Raw genomic sequence first — 13,873 nt, forward strand, 5'->3', positions numbered from 1 at the left:
AGGTTCATCGCGCCCTTGATGATGCCGTTGGTCTCGAGGAATTCCTCGTCGCACTGGGCGATGATGTCGACAATGGCATTGCCGATGCAAAGCACGTCATAATCCGGCATCAAAATCTCCGCCAAAACCCGAGCCGGCTTCTTGCCACGCCGGCCGGGCGTGGTCTCGCGAGTTGAAATGGGTTGCCGCATGCGCTTGATCCAGCCGCCCTCACGCAGCTGCCGGTCCGGCTTCACGCAGCAAATCGTCAGCTTTGTCCGTCTTCTCCCAAGTGAACTCAGGCTCTTCACGCCCGAAGTGTCCGTATGTCGCCGTCTTGCGGTATATCGGCCGTAAGAGATCAAGCATCTTGATGATGCCTTTCGGTCGGAGATTGAAAACCTCGAGAACAAGGCGCTCGATCCTTTTTTCCTCGATCCTTGCGGTTCCGAAGGTATTGACCATGACAGAAACCGGACTGGCCACGCCGATCGCGTAGGCAAGCTGAACCTCGCAGACCTCCGCAAGGCCGCTGGCAACGATGTTCTTCGCGACATACCGGGCGGCATAGGCCGCCGAGCGGTCAACCTTGGATGGGTCCTTGCCCGAAAAGGCACCGCCGCCGTGACGCCCGGTCCCACCGTAGGAATCGACGATGATCTTCCGTCCTGTGAGGCCGCAGTCGCCGGCAGGCCCACCGACCACGAACCGCCCTGTTGGGTTGACCAGAAATCTGATCCCCGAAGTATCCAGGTGGGCCGGCAGGACCGGTTTTATGATCTCCTCAATGACGCCTTCGCGGACCGTGGCTTGTGAGACCGCTTCGTCATGCTGCGTTGACAGGACTATGGTATCCAGCGCCACCGGGCGGAGCCCTTCGTAGCGTACCGACACTTGAGATTTCACGTCCGGACGCAGCCAGCCAAGCTGTCCCGCTTTCCGGACCTCGGCCTGTCTTTTCGTCAAATGGTGAGCGAGTTGGATCGGCAGGGGCATCAATGTATCCGTCTCGTTGCATGCGAATCCAAACATGATGCCCTGATCCCCTGCCCCTTGCCCGAGATCCTGCCCTCGTCCTTCATCAACGCCCTGGCTTATGTCGGGCGACTGCTCGGTGAGGGCCAGAACGACGGCGCAACGTCGACCATCAAAGCCAATCGCATCATCGTCGTAGCCAATATCGAGTATCGTATCGCGGGCGACTTGGCTGTAATCGATGTGGGCATGGCTGGTGATCTCGCCAGCCACAACGACCATCCCCGTCTTCACCAACACTTCACAGGCGACGCGCGCCTTCGGATCGGTGCGCAGGACCGCATCGAGAATGGCATCGGAGATGTTGTCTGCCATCTTATCGGGGTGTCCCGCGCCGACGGATTCGGAAGAGAACACGAACTGCCTGGTCATAAAAATGCCCTCGCTTCAAGTGCTGGAGTTAGTGAGGAGTTTCTGGATTGGGGTGGCTTATCGGTCGGGGATGCCGGGAACATCGAACGCAGTGCAGAAGTCGGCAACGTCTCTTCGTACGCTCGCATGAACTTCCTGGTCATCGGGCTGGCGGCAGACCGAGTCGATGAAAGCGGCGATCTGCACCATCTCCGTTTCGCGCATGCCCATGGACGTCACCGCTGGTGTCCCTAAGCGGATGCCGCTTGTCAGCGCCGGATGCCGCCGGTCGCCCGGGACCATATTGAAATTCGCAATGATGCCTGCACGCGATAAGCGCTCCGCATAGGCTTTGCCTGACAGCGACCGGTCCCGAAGATCAAGGATCAGCATGTGATTGTCAGTGCCCCCGGTGACGAGTTCATAACCTCGCTCCAGAAGTGCCTGGGCCAGAGCCTTGGCGTTGTGGACGATCTGCTGACCGTAGACACGAAAGGACGAGTTCGCTGCTTCCTGCAAAGCGACGGCAAGCGCGGCGATAGTATTCATATGCGGTCCGCCTTGCAGAAGAGGGAACACGGCGCGGTCTATACGTTTGGCCAGATTGTGTTTGCTCTTCGGATGATGGAGGGGCTGATAACGGTCTTCATTCCTTGATAAAATGAAGCCACCCCGGGGACCGCGGATCGACTTGTGAGAGGTGCTGGTGACCACATCGCAATGGGACACGGGGTTCGGATGCACTCCTGCGACAACCAGGCCGCAGATGTGGGCGATGTCAGCCACCAGATACGAGTTCACCTCCGAAGCAATTTCGGCCATTGCCGCGTAGTCAAAAATACGCGGATAAGCAGTTCCGCCGACCCAAATTAGCTTCGGGCGTTCCCGCTTGGCGGTCTCGCGCAAGTGGTCATAGTCAATTTGCTGTGTCTTTTCGTGCAGCCTGTACGGGACGCGCTGATAATCGCTGCCGGAAAAATTGACGGACCAACCGTGAGTCAGATGGCCGCCTTCGGGTAAAGGCAAGCCCATGACTTTGTCACGGGGGCTCAAAAGCGCGCGATAGACAGCCTGGTTGGCTGGCGAGCCTGAATAAGGCTGGACGTTGGCATGTTCACTGCCAAATAGCGCTTTCAGGCGCTCGATCGCGAGGGTCTCAAGCTCATCGACGATCTCGTTTCCGGCGTAGTAGCGCGCACCGGGGTATCCCTCGGCATACTTGTTGGTGAAAATCGACCCGGTCGCTTCCAACACCGCCGAGGAGGCAAAGTTCTCGGAGGCGATCAGTTTGAGAGTTGTCCGCTCCTGACGCTCCTGTCTTAGAAGCAGTTCGTGAACGCGGGAGTCGACGGCGGCTAAGTGAGGCCGCCCGTAAGTGTCGGGCTGCGCGATGGCGCCGCCGGCGGAGTTATCCATGGTAGTCGCGCTCCATTTGGACTGATCTATTTCACGATCAAGCAGGCGGTCCCTTCAACCGCGCGTCTTGTATTGCTTCCAGGCGTTGTAGGTCTCTTTTATGATGGCCATCATCGTGGGGCAGGAGATCGACCACCAATTGAGCCAGCTCGCCATCCTTGCCTCCTGCTTGCATATGGTACGAAGACTGCGGACGTTGTTCGTTGCAGCAAAGAAAGTTGGCTCTGACCAGCCGCCGAACGTGGCGTCGAACCTGCTCGCGAGGCAGACCGGTAATATCGGCCAGCTCGCCGACGGTTAGATCCGCATGCGCGCAAAGGCCCAGGATTCGAAGGCGATCAAGATGCGCTGCCGTCCTTAGGCGATTTACCAGTGTCAACATTGGTTAGCATCAACCCGGACGGGATGCAGCAAGCCGCTAGCCCTTCTATCCCCATCAATCCGCATGAGACCTCTCTCGTCATTTGCTGTAAATCCGCTGGTATGGATGCTAATGGAAGATAGATCACAGTCCTTTCTACGACTAAGACGCCAGATATTGGGGCTAATGTACCACCTGACAGGAGACTACACTCACGAACATTATGTGAATTTTTTTTAACGTTGCTGAGAATCAAGGGGGAGGTTTGGCGAATGTCTCGCCGTCGACTGTCGAATCCTGCCCGACGGGATTATAGGGTGCGTAGCCTGCTTGTCCTTTCCACATGACCAGCGACGATGGGGCGAAGGCGGCAGACATAGCTCTGGAGCATGCTGCGGTATCTTTGGCCTGAAGCCGAGGAAGGCGGACCGTGGCTTCCGCGCCGCTGCCGGGAGCCCGCGAACAGGCCAAGTGGATCAGCCGGGTGTTGCCGTCATAGAGCGTGAGACCCAAAGCTGGCCAGCCGCGCCCTGAGGCTGACGCACCGCTCAGCGTCCACCTTGCTCTCGAAGCCCATCGGCATAGCGCCGATAACGACTTGACCGCGTGCGTGTCGACGAGCGATCGGTGAGCGCAAGGATCGAGGGTGCAGTGCAGGATAATGCTGTTTTAAATCAGCGCTGTTTTCAGCCGACTGCCTTGAGCGTGGCACGAGGATATAGGCCCAAGGCAGGAGATCATCGTCTGCTGTTCGGGAGGCCGCCCTGGGCGCGCGACAGCCGTTCCTTCGGCTGCGCCGCTCCGCCACCATCCGCGCCGTGCCTTCCGGAGACCATTCCCGCTACCGGCCGGCGCCCGTGAAAACCTCGACCCGGCGCACCGGCTCGAGATGGCTGGGCTCAGCGTAACTCTGAAGTCGTCATATACCGAAGTCTTCACAGACTTCGGACATCCCCCTCACAGTCCGATCCAGATGGCGTCAGGAACACCGCTTGCGTTGATGCGGATGAACCCCTGCTTGTGCCACAATGACCCTTATGTCAGCGCGCGAGCCAAAGCTTCCGCGCAAGGCGACGGCTAGGATAAGGCAATGCCGACGAAGGGCACATTGCTTGCCACACTCTGGAATGATGGCATGCTCGGAAGGCCTAGGCTTTGCTCAGGGCCGCCTGCAAGGCGCGCTTTGAGGTTATTCACATAGCCTTCTGCGTAGTCCTGCGCCGTCGAGACCGAAAGATCAATGCCTGCCGCCAAGGCCTCTTCCATCAGGTGCTTTACGAGCCCATTTCGAATGGCCAGCTTGACCTCGGGGCCTGCGATAAGGCCGATCGCCTGCGCGGCCATATTGAGGCCAGCTTCCTCCAGCGCTCGCTTCATATCGCCTCCGTTAATGGCCGTACGCAGGAGATTGGCTGCTTGCGACTCAGCCTCGAGAACCATCGAGGCAAGATCGGCTACTTGTCCGAGGCCCGGAATGAAGCTGAGCAGTCCCACCGCCGTTGCCGCCAAGTCGAGCACTTTCGTCTCGATTTTGAGCACGGAGTCGACGACGTGCATGACGGCCCCGCCGTTCTTTTTGGCTGACTTAATGTCAGGCTGGTCCATCAGGCCCATCTTCATGTCCGCGACGGCATTCTGCTCTTCTGCGGTTTGGGCGCCGTGGGTGATTGGCTGCTGAACGTTGCGGTTCGCAGACGACATGTTTGTGCAAAAATGGGCAAAGTCTTTTTTGCTGATATTGCCGGAATCAACCGTATGCCCGCCGCCAAAGTCGAAGAATTTATGATGGGTCTTATAGCCCGTGATCGAATTGTTCAGGAGGCCAAACAAAAGAGGATCTGAAAGGAGCTGAGAGGCTGCTTCCCGCACTTTCGGATCAAGGCTCTTGTCGTCTTTCATTTTCGCCAGTTTGTCGCGAGTCAGAACACCGCTTCCAAAGAACGTGTCCTGATGGTCCTTGATCATCTCGACCGTATTCAGCTCAGTTTGCGTGAGGCTCATCGACGATGAGGCGACTTGCAGGAAATCCTCTTTGTGCATCTTCCCTTTCGAGCCACCGCACAACTGGTTCCAAGCATCGGGGTGATCGAGGAAATATTGCGCCGCCGCAATGACCTGGGGCGGAAATTTGCCGTTTTTCGATTCGCCGCCGACCATTTTCTTGAACTCATCCAGACTCAGGTCCTTGGACAGATTTTCGGAGTACCGGTAAAACTCCCGCAAGGCATCGCTCAAGGTCATGACCGAAGGCTGCAAACCTCCGCTGCCGTCGGATGGTATGTAGTTCTGCTCGTAGCTTCGCGCTTGGGCTTCCTGAAATGCAGCAACTTGTGGGTGGTGGTTTGAAAATCCGGCCAAGTCCTTGGCGTTGATCTTGCCTCCACAGCGGCCGTCGCCCTGCGAGCCAATCGCATAAAAAAGTCCCGAATCCTGCTGCAGTCCCTGGATCGCCGCTTTCAGATCCGGTGGCGTAGAGGGATCATTGGCTTTGTCGGTCAACGACTTCCAAGTAAGCGGGCATTGGTCCTTGTGACGGTTGAGTACCGCAACAATCTGCAACTCAGCCGTGGTCAGCGACCCACCGTTCCACGTGATTCCGGGGCTCGGCCTGGGAGCCGGCTCGATCTTCGGAGTGACGCCGAGCAGATGTTGGGCTTCAGTCGCCTTGGAGCGTTGCGATTGGTCCTCCTTGAGAGCCGCCCTCATATTTGGCGGCAGCAGATCCAGTGGGTGTTGCTCCAAGCCATTCAATGTCAAGACATCCGGTGCCAGATGGCCCAAAGGGTCCTGCCGCAATTTATCCATTGTCGAATCAAGATTCGACGCTGGCAGATCCCCTTGCGCGAAAGAGCCGGGCTTGTCTGCCAGCACACAAGTGGACAGCATCGCTTCGAAGCACGATGCACTTTGCTGATGCTGGGTCGCAAAATGGGAAACTTTCAGGCCCGGCCAACCCCTTGCGGACTGTAGCGAATTTGAGCGGTAGAAAGTTGAAAGATTACTGGCCGACATTATGCATCCTCAGACGTGACGTTGAAATCCCCACAAGAGACCCCGACAGAAGATCCCTTGCGTTTCACAAAATTCGACAATTCCAAGCGTCGGCAGGTCACGAATGCGCCTGCCCTGCCTTCAATTGCTGTGTTCCGGGCCGGCTCCAAGGTTCGGTCCAACACAATGGCCGGAGTCACCGCGAGAGCTGCCGGGACTCATCATGAGCGGATTAGCTTTCGAGAAACTGACGAGTTTGCGAAGAGTTCACAAAGGGGTAGCCGCAGTCATGTTCTTCAGAGCTGCGGGAAATCCTCAATGTTCATTTCTTGCCCAGCTCAGGCTTCCCGCCAACGCTATCCTGTTGTGGGATGTCAGAAGAATAAGAAGCATCCGGTCGTCCGTCGCGAACGACCGTAGTGGAGGAGCCGCGAAACAAGATCAGCACTGATTCCTTTGGCGTTGCCGCTATGTGAGTCTGCGCCTGCGCCTGCGCCACCAAGCCGTTAAAGGTCTGCTCCACGAGTGCGACGAAGCGCGGTGGACCGGAAACGAAGACGAGGCCATTGCCTGGCACGGGTTTGACCACATAGCGCTCGTCGGAGATATCAAGCTTGTCGAGAGCCCCCTTGAACGCATCGAAGCGAATCGACGTCATCAAAAGCATTCGAGTTTGCGATTCTTGTGCAGCAGACACATAGAGCACAAGGCCGTCATAGTACCATTGTAGACCGTAAAGGTTCGTCAAGCGGTCGAGGAACGCGCGCGGTGGCAAATCAGGCATACGTCCGCGAATTCGCCCCTTCACCGCAGGACTGATGTTGACCCTGATATTCAGGTTGTTGCCGAATTCCTGCAACGCTGCAGCGAGCTCCTGATCCAGAACCGTGTATCTATAGGGTGTCGCCGGAAGGGACAGCGGGACTGCATGCGCCGGGTGAATCCCGGTGGACAGAAAAAACCCGGCACAAAGAAGTCTCAAAACATGCAGGGTGACGGGTTGGATAAGCGTTCTCGGCATGTCGCACTGATAAACCAAACGCTGAAATCATCACAAGTGACTAAATTGCCGAAGAGATTTTAGATTGTCGAAATGACGCCGCCGTTAGTCAGCTTGTTGTCAGCTTGCCCCCCTAGGAGTGTTGCGCCGACACCGGGTGATGAATGGGCGGGGCTCGCCCGGTCAGAGAGAGCAACCGAGTCCTTACATGATGATGCCTGTCACGTCGATCTCTGCCACTCTAACGGCTGGCCTCCCCAGGGTCGGATCACCGTCGATTGTCGAGCAGGCCCAGTTTGAGCGCGCCTTAGGGCATGCAGCCGACTCGCTGAAAAACGATGCCGCCGCGGGGCCAGCGAGTGCGGCGCCAGTTGCTGCGGCGATGGATGTTCAGCGCGCGGCTGCGCCGACGAGCGGCATGGGCGATCGCGTGTTGCAGACGATTTCCTCCCTATATCCACACAACACTGTTTCCTTCCCCGCGCTCGACCATGACATAGCCCTTTCGAAGGGCGCTCTACCGGGACCGGCGCAGAAGCTTCCCGTTCCAGGTGAGGCGGGAACCGGAATCTCGGGCATTCCCCAACAAGGGCAAGACTTCGAAACGATGATGGCTGGTCTTCGGGATGTTTACAACGGCGTCACCCAGGTGGCGCTTATCTCCAAAGGCGTCAGCGGCGTCACATCATCCGTGAATAAACTTTTGAAGGAAGGCTGAACCGCGCGCATGATTGGCTTGGCCGAGGGCGAAATCATGCGTGGCCTGTCAGGGTGGCGGTCGGTTAGACTTGTCATGCTGCCAGTTCTCGTCGCCCTCACTGCTTGCAAAGCCGACCTCTACACGCAATTGCAAGAGCGTGAGGCAAATGAAATGCTCGCACTTCTTGAAGACAACGGGGTCGCCGCGATCCGGGTGGTCGCCAAGGATGGAACCAGCACGATCCAGGTTGACGAAAAGCTGCTCGCCTTCTCAATCAACCTTCTGAACGCCAAGGGGCTGCCGCGCCAATCCTTCAAGAACCTCGGTGAGATATTCCAAGGATCAGGCCTGATTGCCTCGCCGACCGAAGAGCGTGCCCGTTACGTGTATGCCCTGAGCGAAGAGTTGTCGCGGACGATCAGCGATATCGATGGCGTTTTTTCTGTACGTGTTCACGTCGTGCTGCCGCATAACGACCTTGTGCGAGCCGGTGCCACGCCATCCTCGGCCTCGGTGTTTATCAGGCACGACGCAAAAACAAATGTCGCGGCTCTGCTGCCAAAGATAAAGATGCTTGTAGCCGACAGCATCGAAGGCCTGTCCTACGATAAGGTGGAAGTGGTTTTGGTGCCGGTAGAACGTTCCGCACACGAGCAACGGCCCGATCCGACTGCTGTTTTGCCACAAGCATCACTACCTCTTCCTGCGCCACTTCTGGCGACCGTAACAGGTTTTGCCGCAGCCGTATTCGCCGTGGCCTGTTATCTCTTGATCGGCGTTGTTACGCGTCGGCGCAAGCAATCAACCGGCGTTTCCAAGGTCGAGGGGCGCCGGGATGCTTCTGCTGTCGAGGCCATTCGCAAAAGAATGCCTGCAATTGGACGTGGGTGACATCTCATTGCCAATGCCTATACAGACCGCCCGACCTGATGGTCCGCACTTTCCGGGCGCGAGCGAGCTTGCGGCTTCGGCCCATCCAACCCGTCTTGCGGCGCGTCTTGATCCAGCGTTATCGGCCGAAACGTTAGTGAAGTTGCAGAAGTGTTCCAGACTGCATCCAAGGCTGGCAGAATTGCTGGGCAACGATGACGTGGATCTGAACCACATCGGCTGCAGGCCGGACCTTCTACGCGGGCATGATCCATATCGAGCGACCCTTCTTGCTGGTAGTATCTGGCATGCCCGTTCGCTGGTCGCGTTTGTCTCTCAGCCTGAGCTTGCCATCCTTGTTAAACGCATCGGCGTGGATGCACACGCATTCGGAATCCGACACCTGCTGCATGCTGTTGACAAAAGACTGATCTCGGACCCAGAAAAACTCGCTCAGCAAATCGAATACGATGGACACGCATGTCTTGGAGCTTGGCTCCAGGACAGTTCAGCGACCGAGCGTAACCGCGTGCTTCTTCGATTGCCCGAGGGGACTGCCGCGGAGACTCCAGCACATGAGCATTGGACCGCCGCCGGCCAATTGCTTTCACTTGTAGTAGCTCATTTTGAGACAGAGACCCCGGTGAAATGACAGTCGAACTTTCCGAGGGGCCAATAGCGCCGCAGATGCGTCCAGTCGGACCACTGATACCCGCGAGCGAGCTCGAAACCTGGCACAGCGCCGCGCAAGCCCTTGCCGCGGCAGAACGGCATCGGCAGCGCGTTCGAAACTGGGCACGCGCGGTTTACCAGCGGGCGTGGGCGCGCGGCCACATGGAGGGCTCGAATGCAGGCACCGAGGAGATGGCAGGGTTGATTGCGGAGACAATCTCCGAAATCGCGCGACGAAAGGCGGCTCTGGAGCAGGAATTGCCGCAGCTCGTGATGGAAATATTGAGCGATCTTATCGGCGCTTTCGATCCGGGCGAGCTATTGGTGAGGGCTGTTCGTCACGCCATAGAGTGTCAATACAGCGGCGCCGACGTTTGCCTTCATGTTTCTCCCATGCAAGTCGACATGCTTGCACGAGAGTTTGCTCGATGCGACGGCCAGGATGGTCGACCAAGGGTGCGGATCGAGCCCGACCCGACATTGTCGCCGCAACGCTGCGTGCTGTGGAGCGAGTACGGCAATGTTGACCTTGGACTTGACGCCCAGATGCGCGCGCTGCGCCTTGGTTTCGGGACGCTCTGTGAGAAAGGCGAGCTATGAGAAAGCCCGTCCCAGAACATAACGCTGACGCCCACACTCGAGCTCTCGTTCCAGCAATCTCGTCTTTGAGGGCTGCGGCCAAGCGAATTGACACGCGTGCGGTGCGCGGTCGGATCACGCGGGCTATCGGCACACTGGTTCATGCCGTCTTGCCAGACACTCGTATTGGGGAACTTTGCCTCCTAGAGGACCCGCGAACCGGGCTGTCGCTCGAGGCCGAGGTGATCGGCCTGTCGGGTGATGGTGTATTGCTGACACCGATCGGGGACTTGGTGGGCCTATCCAGCCGCGCAGAGGTCGTGGCCACTGGCCGAATGCGTGAGGTGCCCGTCGGCGGCGATTTGCTCGGTCGCGTGATCGACAGTCGTTGCCGCCCATTGGACGGCAAAGGCGAAATCAAGACCGTCGAAACTCGGCCCCTGCATGGCAGAGCCCCCAATCCGATGACGAGGCGCATGATTGAGCGGCCATTCCCGCTTGGGGTCCGTGTCCTCGATGGTCTGCTGACGTGCGGCGAGGGCCAGCGGATCGGGATTTATGGCGAGCCAGGTGGTGGCAAGTCGACGCTGTTGTCACAGATCGTAAAGGGTGCCGCCGCTGACGTCGTCATAGTGGCGCTCATAGGCGAACGTGGACGGGAAGTTCGTGAATTCATCGAAAGGAATCTTGGTGAAGAGGGCCTTCTCCGTACGGTCGTCGTGGTTGAAACATCCGACCGCTCGGCGGTAGAGCGTGCGCAATGCGCTCCAATGGCGACTGCGCTCGCGGAATATTTCCGCGATCAAGGCCTACGCGTTGCTCTCATGCTGGATTCGCTGACGCGCTTCTGCCGCGCTATGCGCGAAATAGGCCTTGCTGCGGGTGAGCCGCCGACGCGACGGGGCTTTCCTCCTTCCGTTTTTGGCATGCTGCCAGGCCTGCTCGAGCGCGCCGGCATGGGTGAGCGGGGCTCAATCACGGCCTTCTATACGGTGCTTGTAGAGGGTGATGGCACGGGTGATCCAATCGCCGAGGAATCGCGTGGTATTCTCGATGGCCATGTCATCCTCTCACGCGCTATTGCGGCGCGATCGCATTTCCCCGCTATTGATGTGCTGCAGAGTCGCAGCCGCGTCATGGATGCAGTCGTTTCGGGGACACATCGCAAGGCAGCATCCATTTTCCGCGAGCTCCTGTCGCGCTATGCCGAGACCGAGTTCTTGATCAATGTTGGCGAATACAAGCCAGGTGGAGATCCCCTGACTGACCGGGCTGTCGCGTCAATCGACGAACTGAGGGAGTTTCTGCGCCAGAGCGAAGATGACGCGTCAGATTTCGAGGAGACGGTCGCATGGATGTCGCGTCTGACCGCGTAAACTGGATTCAGTCTTCGAGTATACGGCTTCTGAAGGAAATGCAAGAGCGTCGTGCCCTTGGCGAGCTGTCCAAGAAGGAAGCCCAGCGCGATGTGGCCGCCTCAGCCGTACAAAATGCCTCTAGGGAGCTTGCAATGATACAGCAACATTGTTCAAGAAAAGAAGCAGCGCTCTATCAGCATCTGATGTCACTCGACAACTTGTCTAGCGCAGCGCTCGACCGTCACCGCCTTCACACTGAACAACTTGCCGCTGAGATCAATTCCAGACGGCAGATGCTTGATGATACCCAAATCGCTCAAGAGGAGGCTGAGATGGCGGCGTCCAGGACGAGGGAGCTATGGGTCATATGTTCGGCGGCAAGGGACAAATGGCAACAAATCGAGGACGACGTGCGGCGCGCCGTCGAGACTCATTCGGAGGCCGCAGCCGAGATCGAGGCCGACGATGAGATACTGCTGAAATATGCGAGGGGGTCGCTTGCCTAAATGCCGCGCAACCGGATCCGACGGTCGCAAGAGGTCGTCCGAATGACACGACCGTGCAGTCTTTGATAGGCGCTGCGGTCACACCCGCCATGTTCGAACCAGTTCTGAAACTGTCCCACACGGTTGTCTCGTGGCTCAATGATACAGCAGCGCCGCGCACGCCGTTTCAAAGCCGGATCAACGAGGTGCCGCTATCGGTGCGAACGGCAGGGCTTGTCTGGCAGCAGGAACCTGCTGCCATTCCGATGCTTGACTGCGTCTGGAGAGTGGGAGCCGAAACGGTCATCTTGTCACTGTCGCGCCCGCTCGTAGAGGAGTTCATCACGACAGTGCAGAACGGCTTGGCCTTCCCTTCCGAGCCAACTGCTTCGCTAATTCTCGAACTCGCTCTGGAGCCGCTTGTCACTCGACTGGAGGAGACGACGCGTCTGAACGTGCAACTCGTGCGGGTATGCGAAGCCACGATGCTGGCTCCTCATCTTGAACTCGACATCATTTTCGGCGCGGTCAAGGGCAAGGGCCGTCTATTCCTGTTCACGCCACTTGACGGCTTAGTACCGCCTGCGTTTCGCGCGCTAGGCGAACTGCTTGCCCAGTTGCCGCGGCAGCTGGGCGGGCTGCCTCCAGAGCTCCCGCTCATTGTTGCAGGAGAGGTCGGCACGCTTCGCCTTCCTGCGGCGCTTCTTCGAAGCGCATGTGTCGGTGATGCATTGTTGCCCGATATTGCGCCGTTCGGCCGCGGCCAGATCACCCTAGCTGTCGGCCAGTTGTGCGCCGAGGCGGATCTTGACGGCGATGAATTAATCTTGCGGGGGCCTTTCCGCCCGCGACCGTGTCCTTTGGAGAGTGCGCATATGACACAACCCGGATCGCAACTGGAGCTTACTAAGGATCTCGACGATGTCGAGATCGTGCTTGTCTTTGAATGCGGCCGCTGGCCTATTTCTCTTGGGGAATTAAGAAGTGCCGGCGAAGGGCATATTTTTGAACTTGGATGGCCGATCGACGGCCCGGTCGACATAGTGGCCAATGGTCAGCGTATCGGGCGTGGCGACATTGTCCGCATCGGAGAAGAGCTGGGCATCAGGCTCCGTGGCGGGTTTGCATGCAATGAGTGAAGCTCAGCCGACAATCCTGGCGCTTCTTGCGGTTACCGCCGGACTCGGTCTGCTGGTTTTAGCAGTTGCCACGACAACGGCCTTTGTAAAGGTATCAATTGTTCTTTTCCTCGTCCGCAATGCGCTCGGGACCCAGACCATACCACCCAATGTGGTGCTGTACGCCGCGGCGATGATCCTCACTATGTTCGTTAGTGCGCCCGTTGCTGAGCAGACCTATGACCGCATGTCGGATCCCAAGCTCCACTATCAGACATTCGACGACTGGGTAAGCGCCGCTAAAGCCGGAAGTGAGCCCTTGCGCGAGCATCTCAAGAAATTCACAAATGAAGAGCAGCGGCGATTTTTCCTATCTTCGACAGAAAAGGTCTGGCCAGAGGAAATGCACGCTGCAGCCACGCCTGATGACTTTGCAATACTTGTACCATCTTTCTTGCTATCAGAATTGAAGCGCGGATTTGAGATAGGATTTCTACTTTATCTGCCTTTTATTGTTATAGATCTGATAGTGACAACTATCTTGATGGCAATGGGTATGTCGATGGTCTCACCAACTGTTATATCTGTTCCGTTCAAGATCTTCTTGTTTGTTGCCATTGATGGTTGGTCAAAATTGATGCATGGGCTTGTGCTGAGTTATACGTTACCGGGAGGCTGATCATCACTGAATCCAGCATCATTACTCTTATGAGCCAATCACTGGTGGTTTTCATGATCTGGATTCTACCGCCGCTCATTGCATCAGTGGTTGTCGGCCTCGTCATCGGCATCCTCCAGGCGGCGACGCAGATCCAGGATGAAAGCTTGCCGCTCACCGTGAAGCTTCTGGTCGTTGTCGCGGTGATTGGGCTGTTTGCTCCTGTGCTAAGCGCCCCGCTCATAGAGCTAGCCGATCAGATCTTCACCGAGTTTCCCGCAATGACACTTAGCTACTAGT

At 57.6% G+C, this 13,873-nt stretch carries 14 protein-coding genes and 1 pseudogene; 9 read left to right on the forward strand and 6 right to left on the reverse strand.

All coding sequences use genetic code 11. From position 1 onward, the window contains the following. From EN949_RS36440 to EN949_RS07265, 6 genes and pseudogenes are all read right to left on the reverse strand, one after another. Window positions 1-110, reverse strand: a pseudogene (locus EN949_RS36440) (adenosine kinase); the annotation flags it as partial. Window positions 111-210: 100 nt separating this feature from the next. Further along, a complete protein-coding gene (gene metK, locus EN949_RS07245; RefSeq protein WP_063169265.1) occupies window positions 211-1,386 on the reverse strand; it encodes a methionine adenosyltransferase in 1,176 nt (391 codons plus the stop codon). A 57-nt stretch (window positions 1,387-1,443) separates the two neighbouring features. Further along, entirely contained in the window at window positions 1,444-2,781 is a 1,338-nt protein-coding gene (gene glyA / locus EN949_RS07250) for a serine hydroxymethyltransferase (RefSeq protein WP_063169266.1), read from the reverse strand. 37 nt (window positions 2,782-2,818) lie between these two features. After that, window positions 2,819-3,163: a helix-turn-helix domain-containing protein gene (locus EN949_RS07255; protein ID WP_082826567.1), complete on the reverse strand. Its 345-nt coding sequence runs from the start codon at window positions 3,161-3,163 to the stop codon at window positions 2,819-2,821. A gap of 1,056 nt (window positions 3,164-4,219) precedes the next feature. Beyond that, window positions 4,220-6,154: an HrpF/NolX family T3SS translocon protein gene (locus tag EN949_RS07260; protein ID WP_024505366.1), complete on the reverse strand. Its 1,935-nt coding sequence runs from the start codon at window positions 6,152-6,154 to the stop codon at window positions 4,220-4,222. 301 nt (window positions 6,155-6,455) lie between these two features. Then, entirely contained in the window at window positions 6,456-7,154 is a 699-nt protein-coding gene (locus EN949_RS07265) for a secretin N-terminal domain-containing protein (protein WP_024505367.1), read from the reverse strand. Window positions 7,155-7,341: 187 nt separating this feature from the next. Between EN949_RS07265 and EN949_RS07270 the strand changes: the two genes are divergently transcribed. The 9 genes from EN949_RS07270 to EN949_RS07310 all read left to right on the forward strand — a co-directional run bounded on the left by EN949_RS07270 (window position 7,342) and on the right by EN949_RS07310 (window position 13,872). Continuing rightward, a complete protein-coding gene (locus EN949_RS07270) occupies window positions 7,342-7,851 on the forward strand; it encodes a nodulation protein NolB (RefSeq protein WP_024505368.1) in 510 nt (169 codons plus the stop codon). A 9-nt stretch (window positions 7,852-7,860) separates the two neighbouring features. Further along, on the forward strand, window positions 7,861-8,724 hold the full coding sequence (gene sctJ / locus EN949_RS07275) for a type III secretion inner membrane ring lipoprotein SctJ (RefSeq protein WP_024505369.1): 864 nt from the start codon (window positions 7,861-7,863) through the stop codon (window positions 8,722-8,724). Next, the gene (locus EN949_RS07280; RefSeq protein ID WP_210326671.1) at window positions 8,669-9,355 is read left to right on the forward strand and encodes a nodulation protein NolU; all 687 of its coding nucleotides are present in this window, start codon (window positions 8,669-8,671) and stop codon (window positions 9,353-9,355) included. Before sctJ ends, EN949_RS07280 begins: the two co-directional genes overlap by 56 nt. Beyond that, the gene (gene sctL, locus EN949_RS07285) at window positions 9,352-9,975 is read left to right on the forward strand and encodes a type III secretion system stator protein SctL (RefSeq protein ID WP_024505371.1); all 624 of its coding nucleotides are present in this window, start codon (window positions 9,352-9,354) and stop codon (window positions 9,973-9,975) included. Before EN949_RS07280 ends, sctL begins: the two co-directional genes overlap by 4 nt. Continuing rightward, entirely contained in the window at window positions 9,972-11,330 is a 1,359-nt protein-coding gene (gene sctN, locus EN949_RS07290) for a type III secretion system ATPase SctN (RefSeq protein WP_063169268.1), read from the forward strand. Before sctL ends, sctN begins: the two co-directional genes overlap by 4 nt. After that, on the forward strand, window positions 11,306-11,818 hold the full coding sequence (locus tag EN949_RS07295; protein WP_063169269.1) for a hypothetical protein: 513 nt from the start codon (window positions 11,306-11,308) through the stop codon (window positions 11,816-11,818). Before sctN ends, EN949_RS07295 begins: the two co-directional genes overlap by 25 nt. An 89-nt stretch (window positions 11,819-11,907) precedes the next feature. Next, window positions 11,908-12,936, forward strand: a complete 1,029-nt coding sequence (gene sctQ / locus EN949_RS07300) for a type III secretion system cytoplasmic ring protein SctQ (protein ID WP_095769044.1) — start codon at window positions 11,908-11,910, stop codon at window positions 12,934-12,936. Further along, a complete protein-coding gene (gene sctR, locus EN949_RS07305) occupies window positions 12,929-13,594 on the forward strand; it encodes a type III secretion system export apparatus subunit SctR (RefSeq protein WP_029354851.1) in 666 nt (221 codons plus the stop codon). The genes sctQ and sctR overlap by 8 nt, the downstream gene beginning before the upstream one ends. A gap of 2 nt (window positions 13,595-13,596) precedes the next feature. Further along, the gene (locus EN949_RS07310; protein ID WP_024505375.1) at window positions 13,597-13,872 is read left to right on the forward strand and encodes an EscS/YscS/HrcS family type III secretion system export apparatus protein; all 276 of its coding nucleotides are present in this window, start codon (window positions 13,597-13,599) and stop codon (window positions 13,870-13,872) included. Window position 13,873 lies beyond the last annotated feature (1 nt).

Origin of the sequence: Mesorhizobium sp. M7A.F.Ca.US.007.01.2.1 (genome assembly GCF_003998165.1) — a bacterium.
GTDB lineage: Bacteria > Pseudomonadota > Alphaproteobacteria > Rhizobiales > Rhizobiaceae > Mesorhizobium > Mesorhizobium ciceri.